At 64.8% G+C, this 16,232-nt stretch carries 16 protein-coding genes; 4 read left to right on the top strand and 12 right to left on the bottom strand.

The features are described 5' to 3' along the window. Nucleotides 1-4: 4 nt before the first annotated feature. The 3 genes from UNPF46_RS01520 to UNPF46_RS01530 form a co-directional block, all read right to left on the bottom strand. The gene (locus tag UNPF46_RS01520) at nucleotides 5-1,327 is read right to left on the bottom strand and encodes an ABC transporter substrate-binding protein (protein ID WP_142248801.1); all 1,323 of its coding nucleotides are present in this window, start codon (nucleotides 1,325-1,327) and stop codon (nucleotides 5-7) included. 93 nt (nucleotides 1,328-1,420) lie between these two features. Beyond that, nucleotides 1,421-2,125 (bottom strand): NUDIX hydrolase, encoded by a 705-nt coding sequence (locus tag UNPF46_RS01525; RefSeq protein ID WP_142248802.1) that lies wholly within the window; start codon nucleotides 2,123-2,125, stop codon nucleotides 1,421-1,423. Between the two features lie 29 nt (nucleotides 2,126-2,154). Then, entirely contained in the window at nucleotides 2,155-3,180 is a 1,026-nt protein-coding gene (locus UNPF46_RS01530; RefSeq protein ID WP_174719245.1) for an ABC transporter substrate-binding protein, read from the bottom strand. Between the two features lie 137 nt (nucleotides 3,181-3,317). On the opposite strand from UNPF46_RS01530, the gene UNPF46_RS01535 reads away from it, so the two are divergent. Next, entirely contained in the window at nucleotides 3,318-3,767 is a 450-nt protein-coding gene (locus tag UNPF46_RS01535) for a cupin domain-containing protein (protein ID WP_100180623.1), read from the top strand. 175 nt (nucleotides 3,768-3,942) lie between these two features. Here UNPF46_RS01535 and UNPF46_RS01545 read toward each other — a convergent pair whose 3' ends face one another. The 6 genes from UNPF46_RS01545 to UNPF46_RS01570 form a co-directional block, all read right to left on the bottom strand. Further along, nucleotides 3,943-4,716: an anti-sigma factor family protein gene (locus tag UNPF46_RS01545; RefSeq protein WP_142248804.1), complete on the bottom strand. Its 774-nt coding sequence runs from the start codon at nucleotides 4,714-4,716 to the stop codon at nucleotides 3,943-3,945. Further along, nucleotides 4,713-5,231, bottom strand: a complete 519-nt coding sequence (locus UNPF46_RS01550) for a sigma-70 family RNA polymerase sigma factor (RefSeq protein WP_100181552.1) — start codon at nucleotides 5,229-5,231, stop codon at nucleotides 4,713-4,715. The genes UNPF46_RS01545 and UNPF46_RS01550 overlap by 4 nt, the downstream gene beginning before the upstream one ends. A gap of 40 nt (nucleotides 5,232-5,271) precedes the next feature. Next, entirely contained in the window at nucleotides 5,272-6,741 is a 1,470-nt protein-coding gene (locus UNPF46_RS01555) for a YncE family protein (protein ID WP_142248805.1), read from the bottom strand. Nucleotides 6,742-6,750: 9 nt separating this feature from the next. Then, the gene (locus UNPF46_RS01560; protein WP_100180626.1) at nucleotides 6,751-7,314 is read right to left on the bottom strand and encodes a DUF305 domain-containing protein; all 564 of its coding nucleotides are present in this window, start codon (nucleotides 7,312-7,314) and stop codon (nucleotides 6,751-6,753) included. Nucleotides 7,315-7,388: 74 nt separating this feature from the next. Continuing rightward, entirely contained in the window at nucleotides 7,389-8,177 is a 789-nt protein-coding gene (locus UNPF46_RS01565; protein ID WP_142248806.1) for an ABC transporter permease, read from the bottom strand. Continuing rightward, the gene (locus UNPF46_RS01570; protein WP_142248807.1) at nucleotides 8,177-8,995 is read right to left on the bottom strand and encodes an ABC transporter ATP-binding protein; all 819 of its coding nucleotides are present in this window, start codon (nucleotides 8,993-8,995) and stop codon (nucleotides 8,177-8,179) included. Before UNPF46_RS01570 ends, UNPF46_RS01565 begins: the two co-directional genes overlap by 1 nt. A gap of 277 nt (nucleotides 8,996-9,272) precedes the next feature. Between UNPF46_RS01570 and UNPF46_RS01580 the strand changes: the two genes are divergently transcribed. Further along, nucleotides 9,273-10,055: an ATP-binding cassette domain-containing protein gene (locus UNPF46_RS01580; protein ID WP_142248808.1), complete on the top strand. Its 783-nt coding sequence runs from the start codon at nucleotides 9,273-9,275 to the stop codon at nucleotides 10,053-10,055. After that, nucleotides 10,052-11,608, top strand: a complete 1,557-nt coding sequence (locus tag UNPF46_RS01585; RefSeq protein WP_142248809.1) for a glycine betaine ABC transporter substrate-binding protein — start codon at nucleotides 10,052-10,054, stop codon at nucleotides 11,606-11,608. Before UNPF46_RS01580 ends, UNPF46_RS01585 begins: the two co-directional genes overlap by 4 nt. A gap of 190 nt (nucleotides 11,609-11,798) precedes the next feature. Here UNPF46_RS01585 and UNPF46_RS01590 read toward each other — a convergent pair whose 3' ends face one another. After that, nucleotides 11,799-13,511 carry an LTA synthase family protein gene (locus UNPF46_RS01590; RefSeq protein WP_142248810.1) on the bottom strand — a complete coding sequence of 571 codons (1,713 nt, stop codon included), beginning with the start codon at nucleotides 13,509-13,511 and terminating at the stop codon, nucleotides 11,799-11,801. A 217-nt stretch (nucleotides 13,512-13,728) separates the two neighbouring features. After that, nucleotides 13,729-14,382 (bottom strand): TetR/AcrR family transcriptional regulator, encoded by a 654-nt coding sequence (locus UNPF46_RS01595; RefSeq protein ID WP_245448504.1) that lies wholly within the window; start codon nucleotides 14,380-14,382, stop codon nucleotides 13,729-13,731. A gap of 107 nt (nucleotides 14,383-14,489) precedes the next feature. On the opposite strand from UNPF46_RS01595, the gene UNPF46_RS01600 reads away from it, so the two are divergent. Next, nucleotides 14,490-15,110 carry a hypothetical protein gene (locus UNPF46_RS01600; RefSeq protein ID WP_142248811.1) on the top strand — a complete coding sequence of 207 codons (621 nt, stop codon included), beginning with the start codon at nucleotides 14,490-14,492 and terminating at the stop codon, nucleotides 15,108-15,110. Nucleotides 15,111-15,217: 107 nt separating this feature from the next. Here UNPF46_RS01600 and UNPF46_RS01605 read toward each other — a convergent pair whose 3' ends face one another. After that, a complete protein-coding gene (locus tag UNPF46_RS01605; RefSeq protein WP_181769745.1) occupies nucleotides 15,218-16,066 on the bottom strand; it encodes an SDR family oxidoreductase in 849 nt (282 codons plus the stop codon). Between the last annotated feature and the right edge of the window lie 166 nt (nucleotides 16,067-16,232).

The following is a 16,232-nucleotide window of genomic DNA, read 5'->3' on the forward strand; positions in this document are numbered from 1 at the left end:
GCCGCTACTGGTTGCTGTAGGTGGTGCCCTTCGGCAGCGGCAGCACGGCCTCGCGCTGCGCCTGGCTCTTCGGCCACACCACGTGGGACTTGTCCTCGAGATACTGGATCACGACGGGGAACGAGCGTTCGTTCTGCCCGGCCATGGGCGTGCCCTCGCCGTAGAACTTCACGCCGAAGCCGAGCATGGTGCCGCCTTCGGGGATGTCGGTGTCGAGCGCCGCCTTGCGCAGCGCGTCGGGATCGACGCCGCCGTATTTCTTGATCGCCCGCGGCAGCACATCCGCCATGAACACGTAGGTGTTGGACGCCCCGATGCCGACATGGGCGGAACGGATGGCGACGCCCGGCTTGATCTTGTCGAACTCCTCGCCGACCATCTTGATGACGGGCGGGAGCTTCGGATCCATGGTCTTCTGGTTGGCGAGCCAGATCGAGATCGGGTCGGTGTTGAAGATGTAGGTGGCGTCGGCCCCCATGCCTTCCTTCAGCTTCTCATAGACGCCATAGCCTGCGCCGTGCCCCATCAGCGCCCCGAACTTCAGGCCCTGCTCGCGGGCTTGGCGGAGCAGCAGCGTGATGTCGGGATTGTAGCCGGTGTGGAAGATGACGTCGGGCTTGGCGCGCTTGAGCTTGGTCACCAGCGCGGAGAGATCCGGCGCGGTCGCCGAATAGCCCTCCTTGAGCACGACGTTGAAGCCGGCCTTCTTCGCACCGACCTCGTTGCCTCTTGATACGTCGACGCCATAGGCGCCGTCCTCGTGGATGATGGCGACGCGCAGATCCTTCGGCTCCTTGCCGAACTTCTCCTTGGCGTTCTGTGCGATGAAATCCATCGTCATCATGCCGAACTGGTCGCCGCTCGCCTGCGGGCGGAAGACGTATTTGTAGCCCTTCTCGTTGAACACGGCCGACGAGATGCAGGTCGTCATCCACATGAACTTCTTGAGCTGCTCGACGCGGGCGGCGACCGGCACGCACTGCGCCGAGGAGAAGAAGCCGAGCACCATGTCGACCTTCTCCTGCTCCAGCAGGCGGACGGATTCGTTGATGGCGATGTCGGGCTTGCTTTGCGCGTCGGCATAGACCGCCTCGATCTTGTAGCCCTCGACGCCGGTCTTGGCGAAATGGTCGAGGATGATCTTGGTGCCGACATAGTTGAGCTCGGAGCCGCCGCCGGCCAGAGGTCCGGTCAAATCAAAGACGACGCCGATCTTGATCTTCTTGTCCTGAGGTCTGTCCTGGGCTTTGGCGGACACCGCCAAGCCCGTCGCCGATATCGCGACCATCAGCCCACGTACCAAACGGGCAGCCATGCGCAGGCGCATCAAAACCTCCCTGGACGATTGTGCATTGCATTCGTCTTGATCTTTCTTGCCCCCATCACATGGGCAGAGCGCAGCGATGTCAAGCCTCGCGCATCAGCGCGAGGCGAACTGCTGCTCGACGAAGGCCGTGACAAATCGCGGCATGGTCGGCCTGAGGTCGCTCATCCCGCGCACGAGATGGATGGCCGACAATTCGGGCTCGTCCTCATGGGCGAGGTTGGCTTCAATCCGGGCGCGCGCCTCGTCACCGGGCATGTTCAGGTTGAGGACTTGTATCATTGCAATCGACGGCCCGGTGACGACACAGTGCCATTCCGGCTCTGCCCAGTAGTCAGCTGTGGTCAACCCGGTCTCTTCCCCAAGCTCACGGACGACACTGCCAGCAATGTCGAGGGCGCCGTCCATGACATCGTCGAGATCTGGCGTGCCTGAAGGAAAATAGATACGGCCTGCATTGGCCGTGTGCTGCGCCATCTCGCCCATAACGAAGGCGCCGTCGGAGGCCCGCAGCGCCCCCATGCCAAAGCCGTTGAACACCGCCTTGTCGGGAAAGCCCCAGTCGCGCCAGGCGAGGAAGCTCGCAAAGTCCGTCTCGAAATAGGTCGCGGCAAGAATGTCGTCCGTAAACACCGCGTCGCGCCCGAGCAGGACGCGGCCGTTCCAGATTTTGGGGCGCTCGCGCTGCTTCTCGGCGAAATGCGCCGCGATCTCGTCGCGGCGCTCCTCTGCGAACGGCCAGACAATCGGCCGTACGGCAAGACCAAACGCCGTGACGCGATGAATGATTGGTGACGTCATGACGCCTGATTACCAAGCCTTCGCGTCAGTTATTTGGCATTCCCTGTGGTCTTCTTGGCCTGCTCGACGAAGGTGTTGGTGAAGGTCTTGCTGACGTCGATCTTGGCGTTGGCCACCTCGGGCGAGCCGACGCTGAACACCGCGAGCACGGCGTCCGCGCCCTTCGGGTCCATCTTGCCGGTCTCCGAGTACATCGGGATCGTGTTCTTCAGCGCAGCGAGATAGAGGTCCTTGTTCTTGCCGACCGTCTCCTCCGGCATCTTCGCCATGATCTCCTCAGGGCTGTGCGAATGGATCCAGGCGAGCGTGGCGAGGATCGCGTTGGTCAGCGCCTGCGTCTCCTTCTCGTGCTTGGCAACCCAGGCCGCGGTCGAATACAGCGCGCCGCCCGGATATTCGCCGCCGAAGGTCTCGAGCGTGTCCTTTTGCGTGCGGGTGTCGGAGAGGATGCGCAGATCCTTGTGGCTGCCCTGCAGCACGGTCACGGAGGGATCGAGCATCACGGCGGCGTCGATCTGGCCCTGCTCCATCGCGGCGACCGCGGTGGCGCCGAGGCCGACGCCGATCACGGCGGCGCTGGTGGGATCGACCCCGTTCTTCTTCAGCATGTATTTCAGGAAGAAGTCGGTGGAGGAACCGGGCGCGCTGACGCCGACCTTCTTGCCGGCGAGGTCCTTGACCGACTTGATGTCGTTGGTGCGCGCGGGCGCGACCACCAGCACGAGGCCGGGATAGCGGTCATAGACCACGAAGGACTGCAGCTCCTGCTTCTTGGCGGCCAGGTTGACGCAATGGTCGAAATAGCCGGAGACCACGTCGGCGCTGCCGCCGAGCACGGCTTTCAGCGCGTCCGAGCCGCCCTTGAGGTCCACGAGTTCGACATTGAGGCCGGCCTTGTCGTATTCACCGAGCTGCTTGGCCAGCACCGTGGGCAAATAGCACAGGCAGGAGCCGCCGCCGACCGCGATGGTGACCTTGCTTTGCGCCGCGGCAAAACCGGTGGTGAGCGTCAGCGCGAGCAGCGCACCGGCGAGCCTGGCAATCGTGTTCTTCATTGGTTTCCTCCGTTCGGCCGGCGGCACCATAGAGCAGCCCGGCTGGCTTGAGAAGCACTGCCGGAGGCACTGGCCATCGGCCATTCGGCGCAATAGCATGTCCAGACAAGAACAATTCTCGATGGGGAGGATCATCCATGAATCGTATTACAGCCGGGCTGTCGATTACGGCCGCCTTCATCGCCGGATGCGGCGCAACCTACCTGCTCGGTCCGGCGCTTGCCGCCGAGAGCATCACCGCACAGATCATCCATACCGGTGAAATGGAAGGCGACGCGCTGGGCCCCGCCAACAAGGTCGGCTACCGCTCCAAGACGTTCATGACCGCCGACGGCGCCACCGTGTCGATCCAGGTCGGCAATGTGCCCAAGCACCTGCATCCCAACACCAACGAGATCCAGTACATCCTCGACGGCACCGGAACGATCTGGCTCGGCGACAAGGAAGTCACGGTCAAGCCGGGTGACCTCGTCATCATCCCGAAGGGCACGCCGCATGGCGGCACCAAGCCGATCTCGGGCCAGGTCAAGGCGATCGCGATCAAGACGCCGCCGCAGGCGCCCGACGACGTCAAGCTGCTGGATTGAGGCCGAAAGCCGGGCCTGGTCGAGTGACCGGGCCCGCACGGCCGTGCGGGCCCGTTTCGTCCATCCTGGTGCTAGAGCCCTTTCCCGTTCCGATGGAATCGGAACGGAGCTCTAGATTCTTGTTTAGACGCGTTTTCTTGACGCGAACCGGTATCCACTTCGCTCGAAAACGCTCTTAGATCGGGCGCGCCTGCTTGCGGATCTCGTTTGCGATCGGCTTGAGGGTGTCGCCCGGAAGCTGGCCGACGAGCGTGTAACCCATGCCGGCCTCCGCCCACACGAAGCCCGCGACGTCGCCGGTCGATTGCGGCATCATCGGCGTCGCCAGATCGCGGTTGCTCATCGGGCGTGTCAGCACCACGAGGCGGTTGCCGCGATCGTCGTCGTACATGAACATCGCCGCCGGGCCATGCGACGTCGGAACCAGGCGGCCTCCCATCAGTCGATAGCCTGAGACCGAGAGATCGGGCACCTTCACCGGCTGCTTCAGCCGGGTGGTGGCCCATTGCGCGAACTCGGCGCTGTTGGACGCCTTGATCTCGACCGGCCGCACGTGGTCCGGGGTGAAAACGCTATAGGAGTAAGCGGCCTCCTGCGCCAACGAGGACAGTCCGTTCGAACCGTCCTGCAACAGACCATGCATGGTCCAGCCACCGAGACCGCCGAGGCCAATGAGCAGCATGGCTGCGACCATTCCCCCGGCCCATCGCGGACGCCGTTTTCGGCCCTCGATGATATGCGACAGGTTCAATTCTGCCGGTAAGGGCTCGTCAGCGATTGACGCCAGTGCGCCGCGCAATTGCTCCCGCTGCGTGGCGAAGGCCGCGACGCGCCCGGCGACGTCGGGATGATTGTCCAGATAGGATGCGACCGCCGCGCGGCGTTCTGGCTCGAGCGCCTGGTCCACATAGGCGTGCAGATCGTCCTCTGTGATCGGTCGCTGGATCATTTCAAGCTCCGCAATACCACGACGTTTCCTGGCGCGACGCCATCCATCTCCTGCAAGAGCCGCTCCCGTGCCCGTGACAGGCGTGACATCACCGTGCCGACCGGGACGTTGAGAACTGCCGCGGCGTCCGCGTAGGAAAGATCCTCGACTGCGACCAGCAACAGCACGGACCGCTGCTCTTCCGGGAGTTTTGCAAGCTTGCTCAGGACATCCTGATAGATCAACCTCTGTTCCTGAGCTGCCGCACTGGCGAGCTCCTGCTCGCCCGCATCGTCGATCGGCATATGCCTGCCTCGCGCCGTGGCCTGGCGGAATTGGGTGATCGCCAGATTGTGGAGGATGGTGAACAGCCAGGCGCGCACGCTGCCGTCACGCCGCTGATGCCAGCGGCTGACGGCGCGCTCCAGGCAGTCCTGGACCAAATCGTCAGCCGCAGCGCGATCGCGCATGAGTGCACGCGCATAGCGGCGGAGCGCGGGGATCAGTGGTTCGACCTGAACCAGCATGTCCTTCATAAGGCACTCCGCCATCTTTCCGATGTCGTCCTGACCGAAGTCATTGCGCCTCGATCTGAACCGCCTCGCCCGGCATCGCGGCGTCGCCGGCGGCAATCACCAGATAGCGCTTTGCTGCAGCACTCGGTTGGTCGACGATCTGCCGGATCGGGCCGGCGGCGTTGACGATAGCCGATCCGGCCGGATTGGTCATGAACGCCGCCAATGGCTGCAGGGGACCAGTCCCGTCACCGCGTTCCGCCAGTGCAAGCACATATTTCTGCTTGGGCTGAAGCCCGGTCACCGAGGCCTGCAAGATCTGGATCAGCCCCTGATCGAACAGCGACACGCTGGTCGGCGCCTTGCCGTCCCTCGCACCGTCTTTCGACGTGAGCGAGAGATGAGCGACTTGGCCGGCAACGCCGAGCGCCTGCAGGTTCTGGCGGTCGTCCGGGTTCGGCGCGGCGTTTGGAACATACGCGATCGCCTGCGGGGCCTGGCCGACCGGGACGTTCGCCACGACGCTGTTGGTGGCGGTGTCGATCGCCGCGAGAGCATCGGCGTTCTCGAGCCCGACATAGATCCGCGTGCCGTCGCCGGACGGCCAGACGCCATGCGGCAGATTCCCGACCGGGATCGCCGCAACCTGCGAGAAATCGTCGGTCCGGAAGACCTTCACAAGGTTCAGACCACCGACCGTCACGTAAGCGAAAGTCCCCTTGGCCGTATGCGCGAAGTTGACGTGGTTCGTGATCGGCCCGGTGTTGATCGTCTTGATGAGATTGAACGGCGGCTTCGCGTCGAACACCTGGATGCGACCGACATCTTTCAGCGTGAACCACACCTGATTTCCATCCGGTGTCGCCGCAATGTTCGGGCAGAACGGGCTCTCCTGCTTCACCGTGGCGATGATCTTGTGCTCGGCGACCGCGACGACGTCCGTCTCGGGGTTGAACGACGAGCAGATATAGCCGTATTTGCCGTCGGGCGAGAAGATCTGCATGCCCGGCCCGTTCGGGGTCGTGATGCGGGACTTCTCCGCAAAGCTCTTCGCATCGATGACCGAGATGTAGTTCTCACCGCGAACCGTGACCCAGACCTCCTTGCCGTCGGGGGTGTAGAATGCCTCGTGCGGCGACCGCCCGACATAAGTCGTGTGCTTGACCGCATTGGTCGCGGTATCGATGAACGTCACCGAATTCGAGCCGATCGACACCACGGCAAGCGTCCTGTGATCAGGCGAGAAGCCCATGCCATGCACGAGGACCTGGCCCTTGTAGAGCGGACTGAAATTGCCGGGTTGCGGGTCGCCTAGCCGGATCACGCCGAGCAGCTTGTTGTCGACGGGGTCGGTGACCGAAACCGTATTCGAGAACTGTTCTGCGGCGTAGACGCGGTCGTGGTGGCTGATCGGAATATCGGGTGCGGACAACGCGCCCGGTGCCTGCCCCGCCCATGCCGCGGATCCGGTCGCCAGCATCGTGGCTGCAAGGAAGATGCTCTTGATCATATTGCTTCGTGACGTGGTCATCTGCGGCTCCTACTTCTTCATTACATTGGACATGTCCATCTGCATGCCCGGACGATGAGGACCGGCTGCGACGGGAGCGGGTGGCGACTGGGTCGGAGCAGGCGTCGTATCCGTGGCTGGCTCGCCGATGGCGAGCTTCATGGCCGCGATTTCCTGCATCTGGTCGACGATGATTTCCTGGGCGATACGCCTCAGCTGCTCGTTCTTGCCGTAGCGCAGTTCGATCACCGCCATGTCGATCGCGCCCTGATGATGCGGGGTCATCATTGCTACGAAGTCGCGATCGACATCGCCGGTCGGCTTGGCCGCCATGTCGTTCATCATCTTGGTCATGGCGGCTTCGTTTTCTTCCAGGAACGCCCGTTCTTCTGTACTCACCGCAGCTGGCGGAGCGGCAGGATGGGATTCATGCGCGAACGCAAGCGGAGGCACCGCGAACGCGACCAGAATGCGCGCGGCCAGGAATGCCGTGCCGAGGCCGGGCCTGGGCCATCGGCATCGGCTTACGAGCGCCGTAACGACGCAGCGAAACTGTAACGAGTGCATGCTGAACTCCCATGCAGGCGGTTGCATGGGGGTATGACGCGCGGGCGCGCGTTCTATTCCGAACGGCCAATCACATAAAAGTCAGCAGGTGACGGATGTGGCTAGCCGCGCCCGTCCGACGCGGTCGGCCGCCACACCAGCAGCCGCCGCTCGACCAGCGTCACCCCGAAGTCGATCAGGATGACGAACGCCGACAGCACGAACATGCCGGCGAACACGCCGGCGACGTCGAACACGCCCTCGGCCTGCTGAATGAGGTAGCCGAGGCCAGCTGCCGACCCCAGATATTCGCCGACGACCGCGCCGACCACGGCGAAGCCGACGGAGGTGTGCAGCGAGGAGAACATCCAGGACAGCGCCGAGGGCCAATAGACGTGCTGCATCAGCTGCCGCTCGCTCATGCCGAGCATGCGGCCGTTGTCGAGCACGGTGCGGCTGACTTCCTTGACGCCCTGATAGACGTTGAAGAAGACGATGAAGAACACCAAGGTGACGCCGAGCGCGACCTTGGACCAGATGCCGAGGCCGAGCCACAGCGCGAAGATCGGCGCCAGCACCACGCGGGGCAACGCATTGACCATCTTGACGTAGGGATCGAACACGGCGGCCACCAGCGGCTGGCGCGCGAACCAGAAGCCGACCAGCACACCGCCAGCCGATCCGATCACGAAGGCCAGGATCGATTCCGTCAGCGTGATGCCGAGATGCTTCCAGATCACGCCGGAGACGAACCACTTCACGATCTGGCTGAAGACGTCGAGCGGGTTGGAGAAGAAGAACGGCGGCAGCAGGATCTTGCCGAACACGGGGACGGTCGACAGCACCTGCCACAGCACGATGCAGACGACCGCGACCAGAACTTGCAGCGCGAACAGCGTTGGGCGCGACATCACACCGCCTCCACCGCTTGCGTGGACTGGGCGTAGCCCTTCATCACCTCGTCCTTGAGCACGCTCCAGATCTCGCGATGGAGCTCGTGGAACTCCTTGTCCAGCCGCACCTCGAAGATGTCGCGCGGGCGGGCGAGGCTGACGCGCCAGTCGCCGATGATGCGCGAGGACGGACCGGCGGACATGATCACGACACGGTCGGCGAGCGCGATTGCCTCTTCCAGATCATGGGTCACGAACAGCACCGCCTTGCGGTCGGCGTTCCACAAGTCGAGCAGCAGATTGCCCATGACCTGCCGGGTCTGCGCATCGAGCGGCCCGAACGGCTCGTCCATCAGCAGAATCTTGGGATCGCGGATCAGCACCTGCGCCAGCGCCACGCGCTTGCGCTGGCCGCCGGAGAGCATGTGCGGAAAGCGGTTCGCGAACGCGCCGAGGCCGACGGAGGTCAGCCATTTTTGCGCCTGAGGCAGCGCGTCAGCCCGCGGCGTGCCCTTGATCTCGAGCCCGATCGCGACATTGTCGAGCGCGGTCTTCCACGGGAACAGCGCGTCGGCCTGGAACAGATAGCCGGCCTCACGGTTCAGCCCGGCGAGCGGCCGGTCGAAAATCCTGACGCTGCCGGCGGCGGGCTTGAGCAGTCCGGCCGCGACGTTGAGCAGCGTGGATTTTCCACAGCCCGTGGGGCCGACGATGGCGACGAACTCGCCCTGCGCGACCGCAAGATGGGCTTTCTCCACCGCCGTATAGACCCGCCCGTCCCCGAGCCGGAACGCGACCTTGGCATCTTCCAGCGCCACTGCCGTGGGCGTCGACATATGCTTCCTCCGAATTTCGCTTGATGCCTTAGCCGCTCGCGCGGCCAAGTTCAATCAAGCCGCCAAGCGTGCTACGCATGGATTGCCGGGCGCTCGTACCCTCCCCTGGAGGGGGAGGGTCGCTGGGCATGTAGCGGAGCGAAATGCGCAGCGGGCTGGGGTGACGGTCTTTCCACGTCCAACACTACCCGTGTTGAGAGATCACCCCACCCCGCTCGCGCTGCGCGCGATCGACCCTCCCCCTCCAGGGGAGGGTAAGGAAGAATGAGCCGCGTCGATGCCTTCGAAGCCAGCCATCAGCTACGTCCACGTGACCAGGAGCTTCGGCGCGCTCAAGGCCGTCGACGACGTCTCGCTCGACATTGCCGAGGGCGAGTTTCTTGCCGTCGTCGGTGGCTCCGGCTCCGGCAAGACCACACTGCTGCGGCTCGCCAACCGGCTGATCGAGGCCGACGGCGGCACCATCACGGTCGAGGGCGAGGATGTGCAAAGCGTCGATCCTGTCGCGCTGCGGCGGCGGATCGGCTACGTCTTCCAGAGCGGCGGACTGTTCCCTCACTTGAGCGTCGCCGACAATATCGGCATCACCCCAAAACTGCTGGGAGAGCCGGCAGCGGCGATCGCACGGCGCGTCGACGAGCTGCTGGAGCTCGTGCAGCTCGACCGGAACGCGCATCGCGACCGCCTGCCCGCGGCGCTCTCCGGCGGCCAGCGCCAGCGCGTCGGCGTGGCGCGGGCGCTCGCGGCGAGGCCCCGCATCGTGCTGATGGACGAGCCGTTCGGCGCGCTCGATCCCCTCACCCGCGATGCGCTCGGCGACGATTATCGTTCGCTGCATCGCAAGCTCGGCCTGACCACCGTGATGATCACCCACGACATGACGGAGGCGATCCTGCTCGCCGACCGCATCGCGGTGATGCGCGGCGGGAAGCTGCTCGCCCAGGGCACGCCTGCGGAGCTCTCGAACAGCAGCGACGCTTACGTGCTGGAGCTGTTGCGCACGCCGCGCCGCCAGGTCGAGCGGCTGAACGCACTGCTGCCGCAGGGCGGTGCGGCATGAGCTTCCTTGCCGATCCGCGCTGGGGCGAGGCACTGGCGCATCTGCCCGATTATCTCGGCAACCACGTGCGGGTGAGCCTCGCCGCGCTCGCACTCGGCCTTGCCGTCAGCCTGCCGCTGGCGATCCTGACGCGCAACCGTCCGGCGCCGCGCGGCATCCTGCTCGCGCTCGCCAGCATCGTGCAGACCGTGCCGGGCCTGGCGCTGCTCGCGCTGTTTTATCCGCTGCTGCTCCTTGCGGCCTCGGTCACGCTAGCCTGGTTCGGCGTATCCTTCTCCGCGTTCGGCTTCCTCCCGGCAATGCTGGCGTTGGCGCTCTATTCGATGCTGCCGGTGCTGCGCAACGGCATCGCCGGGCTCAACGGCATCGATCCCGCGCTGGTCGAGGCGGCCATGGGCGTCGGCATGACCGCGCGGCAATCGCTGGTGATGGTCGAGCTGCCGCTCGCGCTGCCGGTGATGATGGCGGGCATCCGCACCGCCGCCGTGTGGGTGATCGGCACCGCGACGCTCTCGACGCCGATCGGGCAGACCAGCCTCGGCAATTACATCTTTGCCGGGCTCCAGACCCAGAACTGGGTGTTCGTGCTGTTCGGCTGCCTTGCCTCGGCTTTGCTCGCGCTCGCCGTCGACCAGCTGCTCGGCCTGATCGAGAGCGGCCTGCGCCAGCGCAGCCGCGCTCGTACCGCGTTCGGCGCCGCGGGAATCGCGGCACTGGTCGCGGCAACGCTGGTGCCGACGATGGGCCACTCGTCGTCAGGCTATGTGGTCGGCGCAAAAACCTTCGCCGAGCAATATGTGCTGTCGGCGTTGATGAGGGACCGCCTCCAGGCGGCGGGCCTCTCGGCCACGGCGCGCTCCGGCCTCGGCTCCAGCGTGATCTTCGAGGCGTTGAAGGCCGGCGACATCGATCTCTATGTCGATTATTCCGGCACGCTCTGGGCCAACCAGCTGCATCGGACCGAGATCAAGCCGCGCGCCGAGCTGGTCGCAGAGCTGAAGACTGCGCTGGCAAAGGAGAACATCACGCTGCTCGGTGAGCTCGGCTTCGAGAACGCCTACGCGCTGGTGATGCCGAGGAAGAAGGCCGAGGCGCTCGGCATCCGCACCATCGCCGATCTCGCCGCACATGCCTCGACGCTGTCGATTGCCGGCGATTACGAATTCTTCTCGCGCCCCGAATGGGCAGCGCTGCAAAAGGCCTATGGGCTCCAGTTCCGCGCCCAGCGCCAGATGCAGCCGGACTTCATGTATGCGGCGGTCGCCGGCGGCGAGGTCGACGTCATCGCCGGCTACACCAGCGACGGCCTGATCGCGAAATACGACCTGGTCGCGCTCGACGATCCCAGGCACGCGATCCCGCCCTACGACGCGATCCTGCTGCTGGCGCCGAAGCGCGCCGGGGACGAGCGGCTCAAGACGGCGCTGCAACCGCTGCTCGGCAAGATCGACATCGCCACCATGCGCGAGGCGAATTTGCGCGCCAGCGGCAATGACGCGAACTCCTCGCCGGAGGCGGTGGCGAAGTGGTTGTGGGGGAAGATCAAGCAGTAGGTCAGCTGCAGGATCCGTCATCCTGAGGCGCGAGCTGCGCGGTGCATAGCACCGTGCGGCGAGCCTCGAAGGATGAGCGGCCGCGATGCATCCGGGCTGTCGCCCTTCGAGGCTCACCAAGCGGCTTGCCGCTTGATGAGCGCCTCAGGGTGACGGTCGAGGAGTTGTGTCCGAGATCCAAGCGATCGCGTTACAGCCCCCGGATCATCCCGGCCTCGATCAGCAGGCGGTTCAGCCGCCGCGCTTCGGCGCCGTCCTTGCAAGCATAGAACATCCCCTTGCAGCGGAGCATGATCTCCTTCTGCTCGGCGAAGGACGGGTCGAGCGGGATGCCGGCGGCTTCCTGGATCACCAGCGGCAGATAGGGACCGTCGATCGTGTCCATCACGGCGTCGCTCTTCACCGGTTCGAAATTGACGGCATCGATCGCGTAATAGGTCGCATAGAGGCGCGGATCGTAGGCGTCGAGCTTCTTGCCGATGGCACCTTCGTCGAGCCCGGGCTCGAGGATGGCAGGCGCGAATTCCGGCTGATGATCGCCATAGCGCACGATCAGGAAGGGCTCGCCGGGAAAGGTCTTCTTGAGGCCAGCGATGAACGCCCTGTACTGCTCGGCGCTCATCGCCTGCCGGCGCAGATATTCGTCGATGGATGCCACATTGCCCGGCGCGCGCCAGTTCGGCAGCAGCTCGGGACGGAAACGCGTCTCCCAGGGGAAGTGATTGGCACCGAGATAGATGAAGGTGAACAGCGGCTTGTTGGGCGGCTGCTGGCCCATCAGCTGAAGCGCCTTGTCGTAGAAGAAGCTGTCGGGCTCGACGTCCTTGGCGCCGAGATCCTTCGAGTCGAGGAAGCGCTCGATACCGGTCGTCATCTGAAAGCTGCGGGCGCCCATGAAGCCGCCATAGGCGGGATAGAGCGACATCGTGTCGTAGCCGCAGCGGCGCAGCGCCAGCGGCAGCCCGCGCTCGACGCGATTTGAGGCGATGCGTGTCACGAAATAGGCGAAGCGGCCGAACGAGCGCGAGGAAAGCCCCGCCAGCACGTTGTATTCGGTGAACCAGCTCGGCCCGCCATTGCTCTCGGCCAGGAACGTACGCTGCTTGCCGTCCCAGGACTTGAAGTGGCTGCCATAGCCTTGCGGCACCTTGATCCCTTGCGCGGCGCGGATGTCGAAGCTCGATTCATCATGGATCATGATGATGTTCGGCCGGCGCCCGGCAGGGTGGCAGGAATCGACCAGCGGCAGGTTGAGCCGCTCGTTGCTCGCGGCGGCCGATTCCATCAAGCCGTATTGCACGAAGTCCGACACCGAGCTGACGCCGGAGCGGAAGAATTTCGACAGATAGCCGTCGTCGTAATAGCCGCGCCAGGCTTCGTCCGGATGATAGAGCGAATAGCCGACCAGCGCGGCGAGACAGGCGAGCTTGCAGGCGAGCGCCGGCAGGCGGCGGATGCGGAACGGATCGAGCCACCACAGCGCATACATCAGCGGCAGCGTGACGAGGCCGGCCAGGATCACCGACCAGCGCAAATTCGGGAAGATCGTGAACAGGAACGCCACGGTATCGCGGTCGATCATCATCAGGTCGATGAAGTTGACCGTCATCTGGACGACGTCGTGCTTGAGCCGCGACAGCAGCACCAGCACCACGACCATGGTCAGCGACAGCGCGCCCGACAGCGCCGGCCGCCGCAGCAGCGTGATCCAGAAGAAGTTGAGAATGCCCCAGGCGAGCGCAAAGGAGAGCCGCGAGCCGAAATCGGTCTCGGTCTGGTACATCAATGCGAGGGCGGCGAGGTGCGGCGCAGCAACGGCAAGCAGCCGCCAGATGCCGAGCGCGGCGACGCTCGCCAGCACGGCAGTCGTGGCAGAAGGACCTGGATTAGGCGCGGACGCCATCGACGACACGCAACAGCTGGTCCGGCGCAATGTATTGCCTAGCCGTCTGGCCGGCCCAAGGGTGGAAAGAGGGCGGCTAGGCATCCGGCGCAGCCGGAAGCCTGCACCGTGTCATAAAACTGTAACGGAACGGTCAAGGACAGGCAACGCATGCCGTGATGCGACGTTCGCTTATTGTTACGAGGCGGCGAAGCGCCGCACGGAGCCGCCTGCAAGATCAGGCCTTCGCGATCCCTGCGATGAACAGATCGATCACCGCTTCCGCCATCCGCTCGATCTCGTCCTCTGCGACGCCCCAGCGGGGAAAGTGGCCGTCGAGATTCATCCGGGCGAAGCCGTAGACCAGCGCGCGGCCGGCGATCTGGACTTGCTTGAGATCGCCCGGGCGCAGCAGGCCCTGCTCCGCCGCTTCAGTGAGGATTCCCTCGGTCAGGGCGATCAGCTCGGCGTTGTCGCGGGTCAGCTCGGCGGAGCTGCCATGGGCGAAATAGCGCCCGGTGGAGATGATTTCGAAGTGGGCGGGATTGCGCATCGCCCAGCGCAGGTAGGCAAGGCCAAAGGCGCGGAAGCGGGCGAGCGGGCCGGCGGCGGGGGCCTTGCCCAGCGCCACCTCGATCTCGATACGAAAACGCCGCTGCGCTTCCTCGGCCACTGCGGCCATCAGGGCATCGCGGTTCGGAAAGTGCCGGAAAGGCGCCCCCGGCGACACCGCGGCCCGGCGCGCGGCCTCGCGGACCGAGACCTCCGCTCCCTCCGCCGCGAGTTGCAACGCAGCATCGATCAGGACGCGGCGAAGGTCGCCGTGGTGATACGGCCGGGGTTCGGCTCCGGGGCGGCGAACGCGCGGCTTGGAGGGCTGACGGGCAGGCATGATGCTTCCTAGCATCACCCGAACGTGAATGTAAGCAGCGATTACACCATTGACCGCCCGCGCGCGTCGAAATGTAATCGATGATTACATAACGAAGGGAGATCATCATGTCGCAACGTCAAGGCTGGCTCGAAGGCTGGCGGCTGCTGGCCGCCCTCACCCTGAGCCTGGTCGTCCTCAGCCTGTGGATAGCCTCGATGCGCCAGTTCGAGGTCGAGGGTGTACGGATGGTGATCCGCTTCACGGCACGCAGCTCGCTCACACTGTACTGCCTCGCCTTCAGCGCCGCGGCACTCGCGCGCCTCTGGCCAAACGCCTGGACGCGCTGGCAGCGCCGCAACCGTCGCTATCTCGGCTTGAGCTTCGCCGCCTCCCACGCCATCCATGCCGTCGCGATCATCGCCTTCGCCCAGATGGATCCGGCCGGCTTCGCGGAGGCCACCTCGCCCGCCTCCTACATCTTCGGCGGCATCGGCTATGCATTCATCATCGCCATGAGCGCGACCTCGTTCGACCGCACCGTCGCGCTGATCGGGCCGCGCGCCTGGCGGACGCTGCATCTCGCCGGCGGCTATTATCTCTGGCTCCAGTTCATGGTCTCGTTCGGCAAGCGCGTGCCGGCGATGCCGCTCTACGCGGCGTTCCTCATTCCGCTGCTGATCGTGATGGCGCTGCGCATGATCGCGATGGCCCGCCATCCGCGCGGCCAGACTGTTGCGGCGGGCTGAAGCGCGCGCCTAAAGCGCGATGAGATTTGGATCAATCGTCATCGCTTTAGATTGTTGTTTACGCATGATCTTTCCGGAAGACCGGTTCGCACTCTCCGGATCATGCTTTATTGCGGCAGGAATCCGAGCCGCTTGGCAATGATGCGGTCGAGCGTCCGCTTCGGCAGCACGGCCGTGATCAGGTGGCGCATCGGATCGGGCGTGATCTGATAGCGCACCTTCGGGCTCGCCGCCGTCAGCGCCTCGAACACGATCTCGGCGATGCGCTCGGCCGGCAGGCCCTTGGCGCCGAGATCCATCATGAAGGCCATCACCTTGTTCAGCGCCGGCAGATAGGGCGAGTTCTGGTAGACGGACAGGTCGATCTCCTCGGCCTTGCTCCAGATCGGCGTCTTCACCGCGCCGGGGGCGACGATGATGACGTCGATGCCGAACAGCATCAGCTCGCGGCGCAGGCTTTCGGACAGCCCCTCGATGGCGTGCTTGGAGGTGCAATAGGGTGCCGACAGCGGATTGCCGTTCTTGCCGGCGACCGAGCTGATCATCACGATCCGCCCCTTCGGCCCCTTCAACGACGGATCGGCACCGAGCAGCGGCCCGAACGCCTGCGTCGCGATCACCGGGCCGATAACGTTGATGTCCATCTGGCGGCGGAAATCGTCGGCCGACAATTCGAGCACGGGGCCGGCGACGGCGACGCCGGCATTGTTGACGAGGCCCGCCAGCGTCTCGCCATTCAGCGCCGCGCGCACGTCTCGCGCTGCCGCGAGGACCGCGGCCTCGTCGGTGACGTCGAACAGCAATGGCGTGAAATTCGCGCCGAACTCCGCCTTGAGCCGGTCGGCATCAGCCTGCTTGCGAACGCTGCCGAACACGCGATAACCGCGCCCGATCAGGAGTTTTGCAGTGGCCCAGCCGATGCCGGTGGACGCACCTGTGACGACGACAGATCGCATGGTCATTCCCCCAAAAGTTCCCCCGGGGGATCATGTAGGAGAAATGAGTCCAGGCGCAATGCCGCCCCGCCCCGGAAACCGCGCCGCGATGCACTGCGAGAGAGAGCAGTTCACACGCCGGTTCGTCGTATGCTGAACTGCATCAGCGACTATGAGACACACGAAA

The sequence above is a fragment of the Bradyrhizobium sp. UNPF46 genome (assembly GCF_006658625.1).
Taxonomy (GTDB): Bacteria; Pseudomonadota; Alphaproteobacteria; order Rhizobiales; family Xanthobacteraceae; genus Bradyrhizobium; species Bradyrhizobium nitroreducens.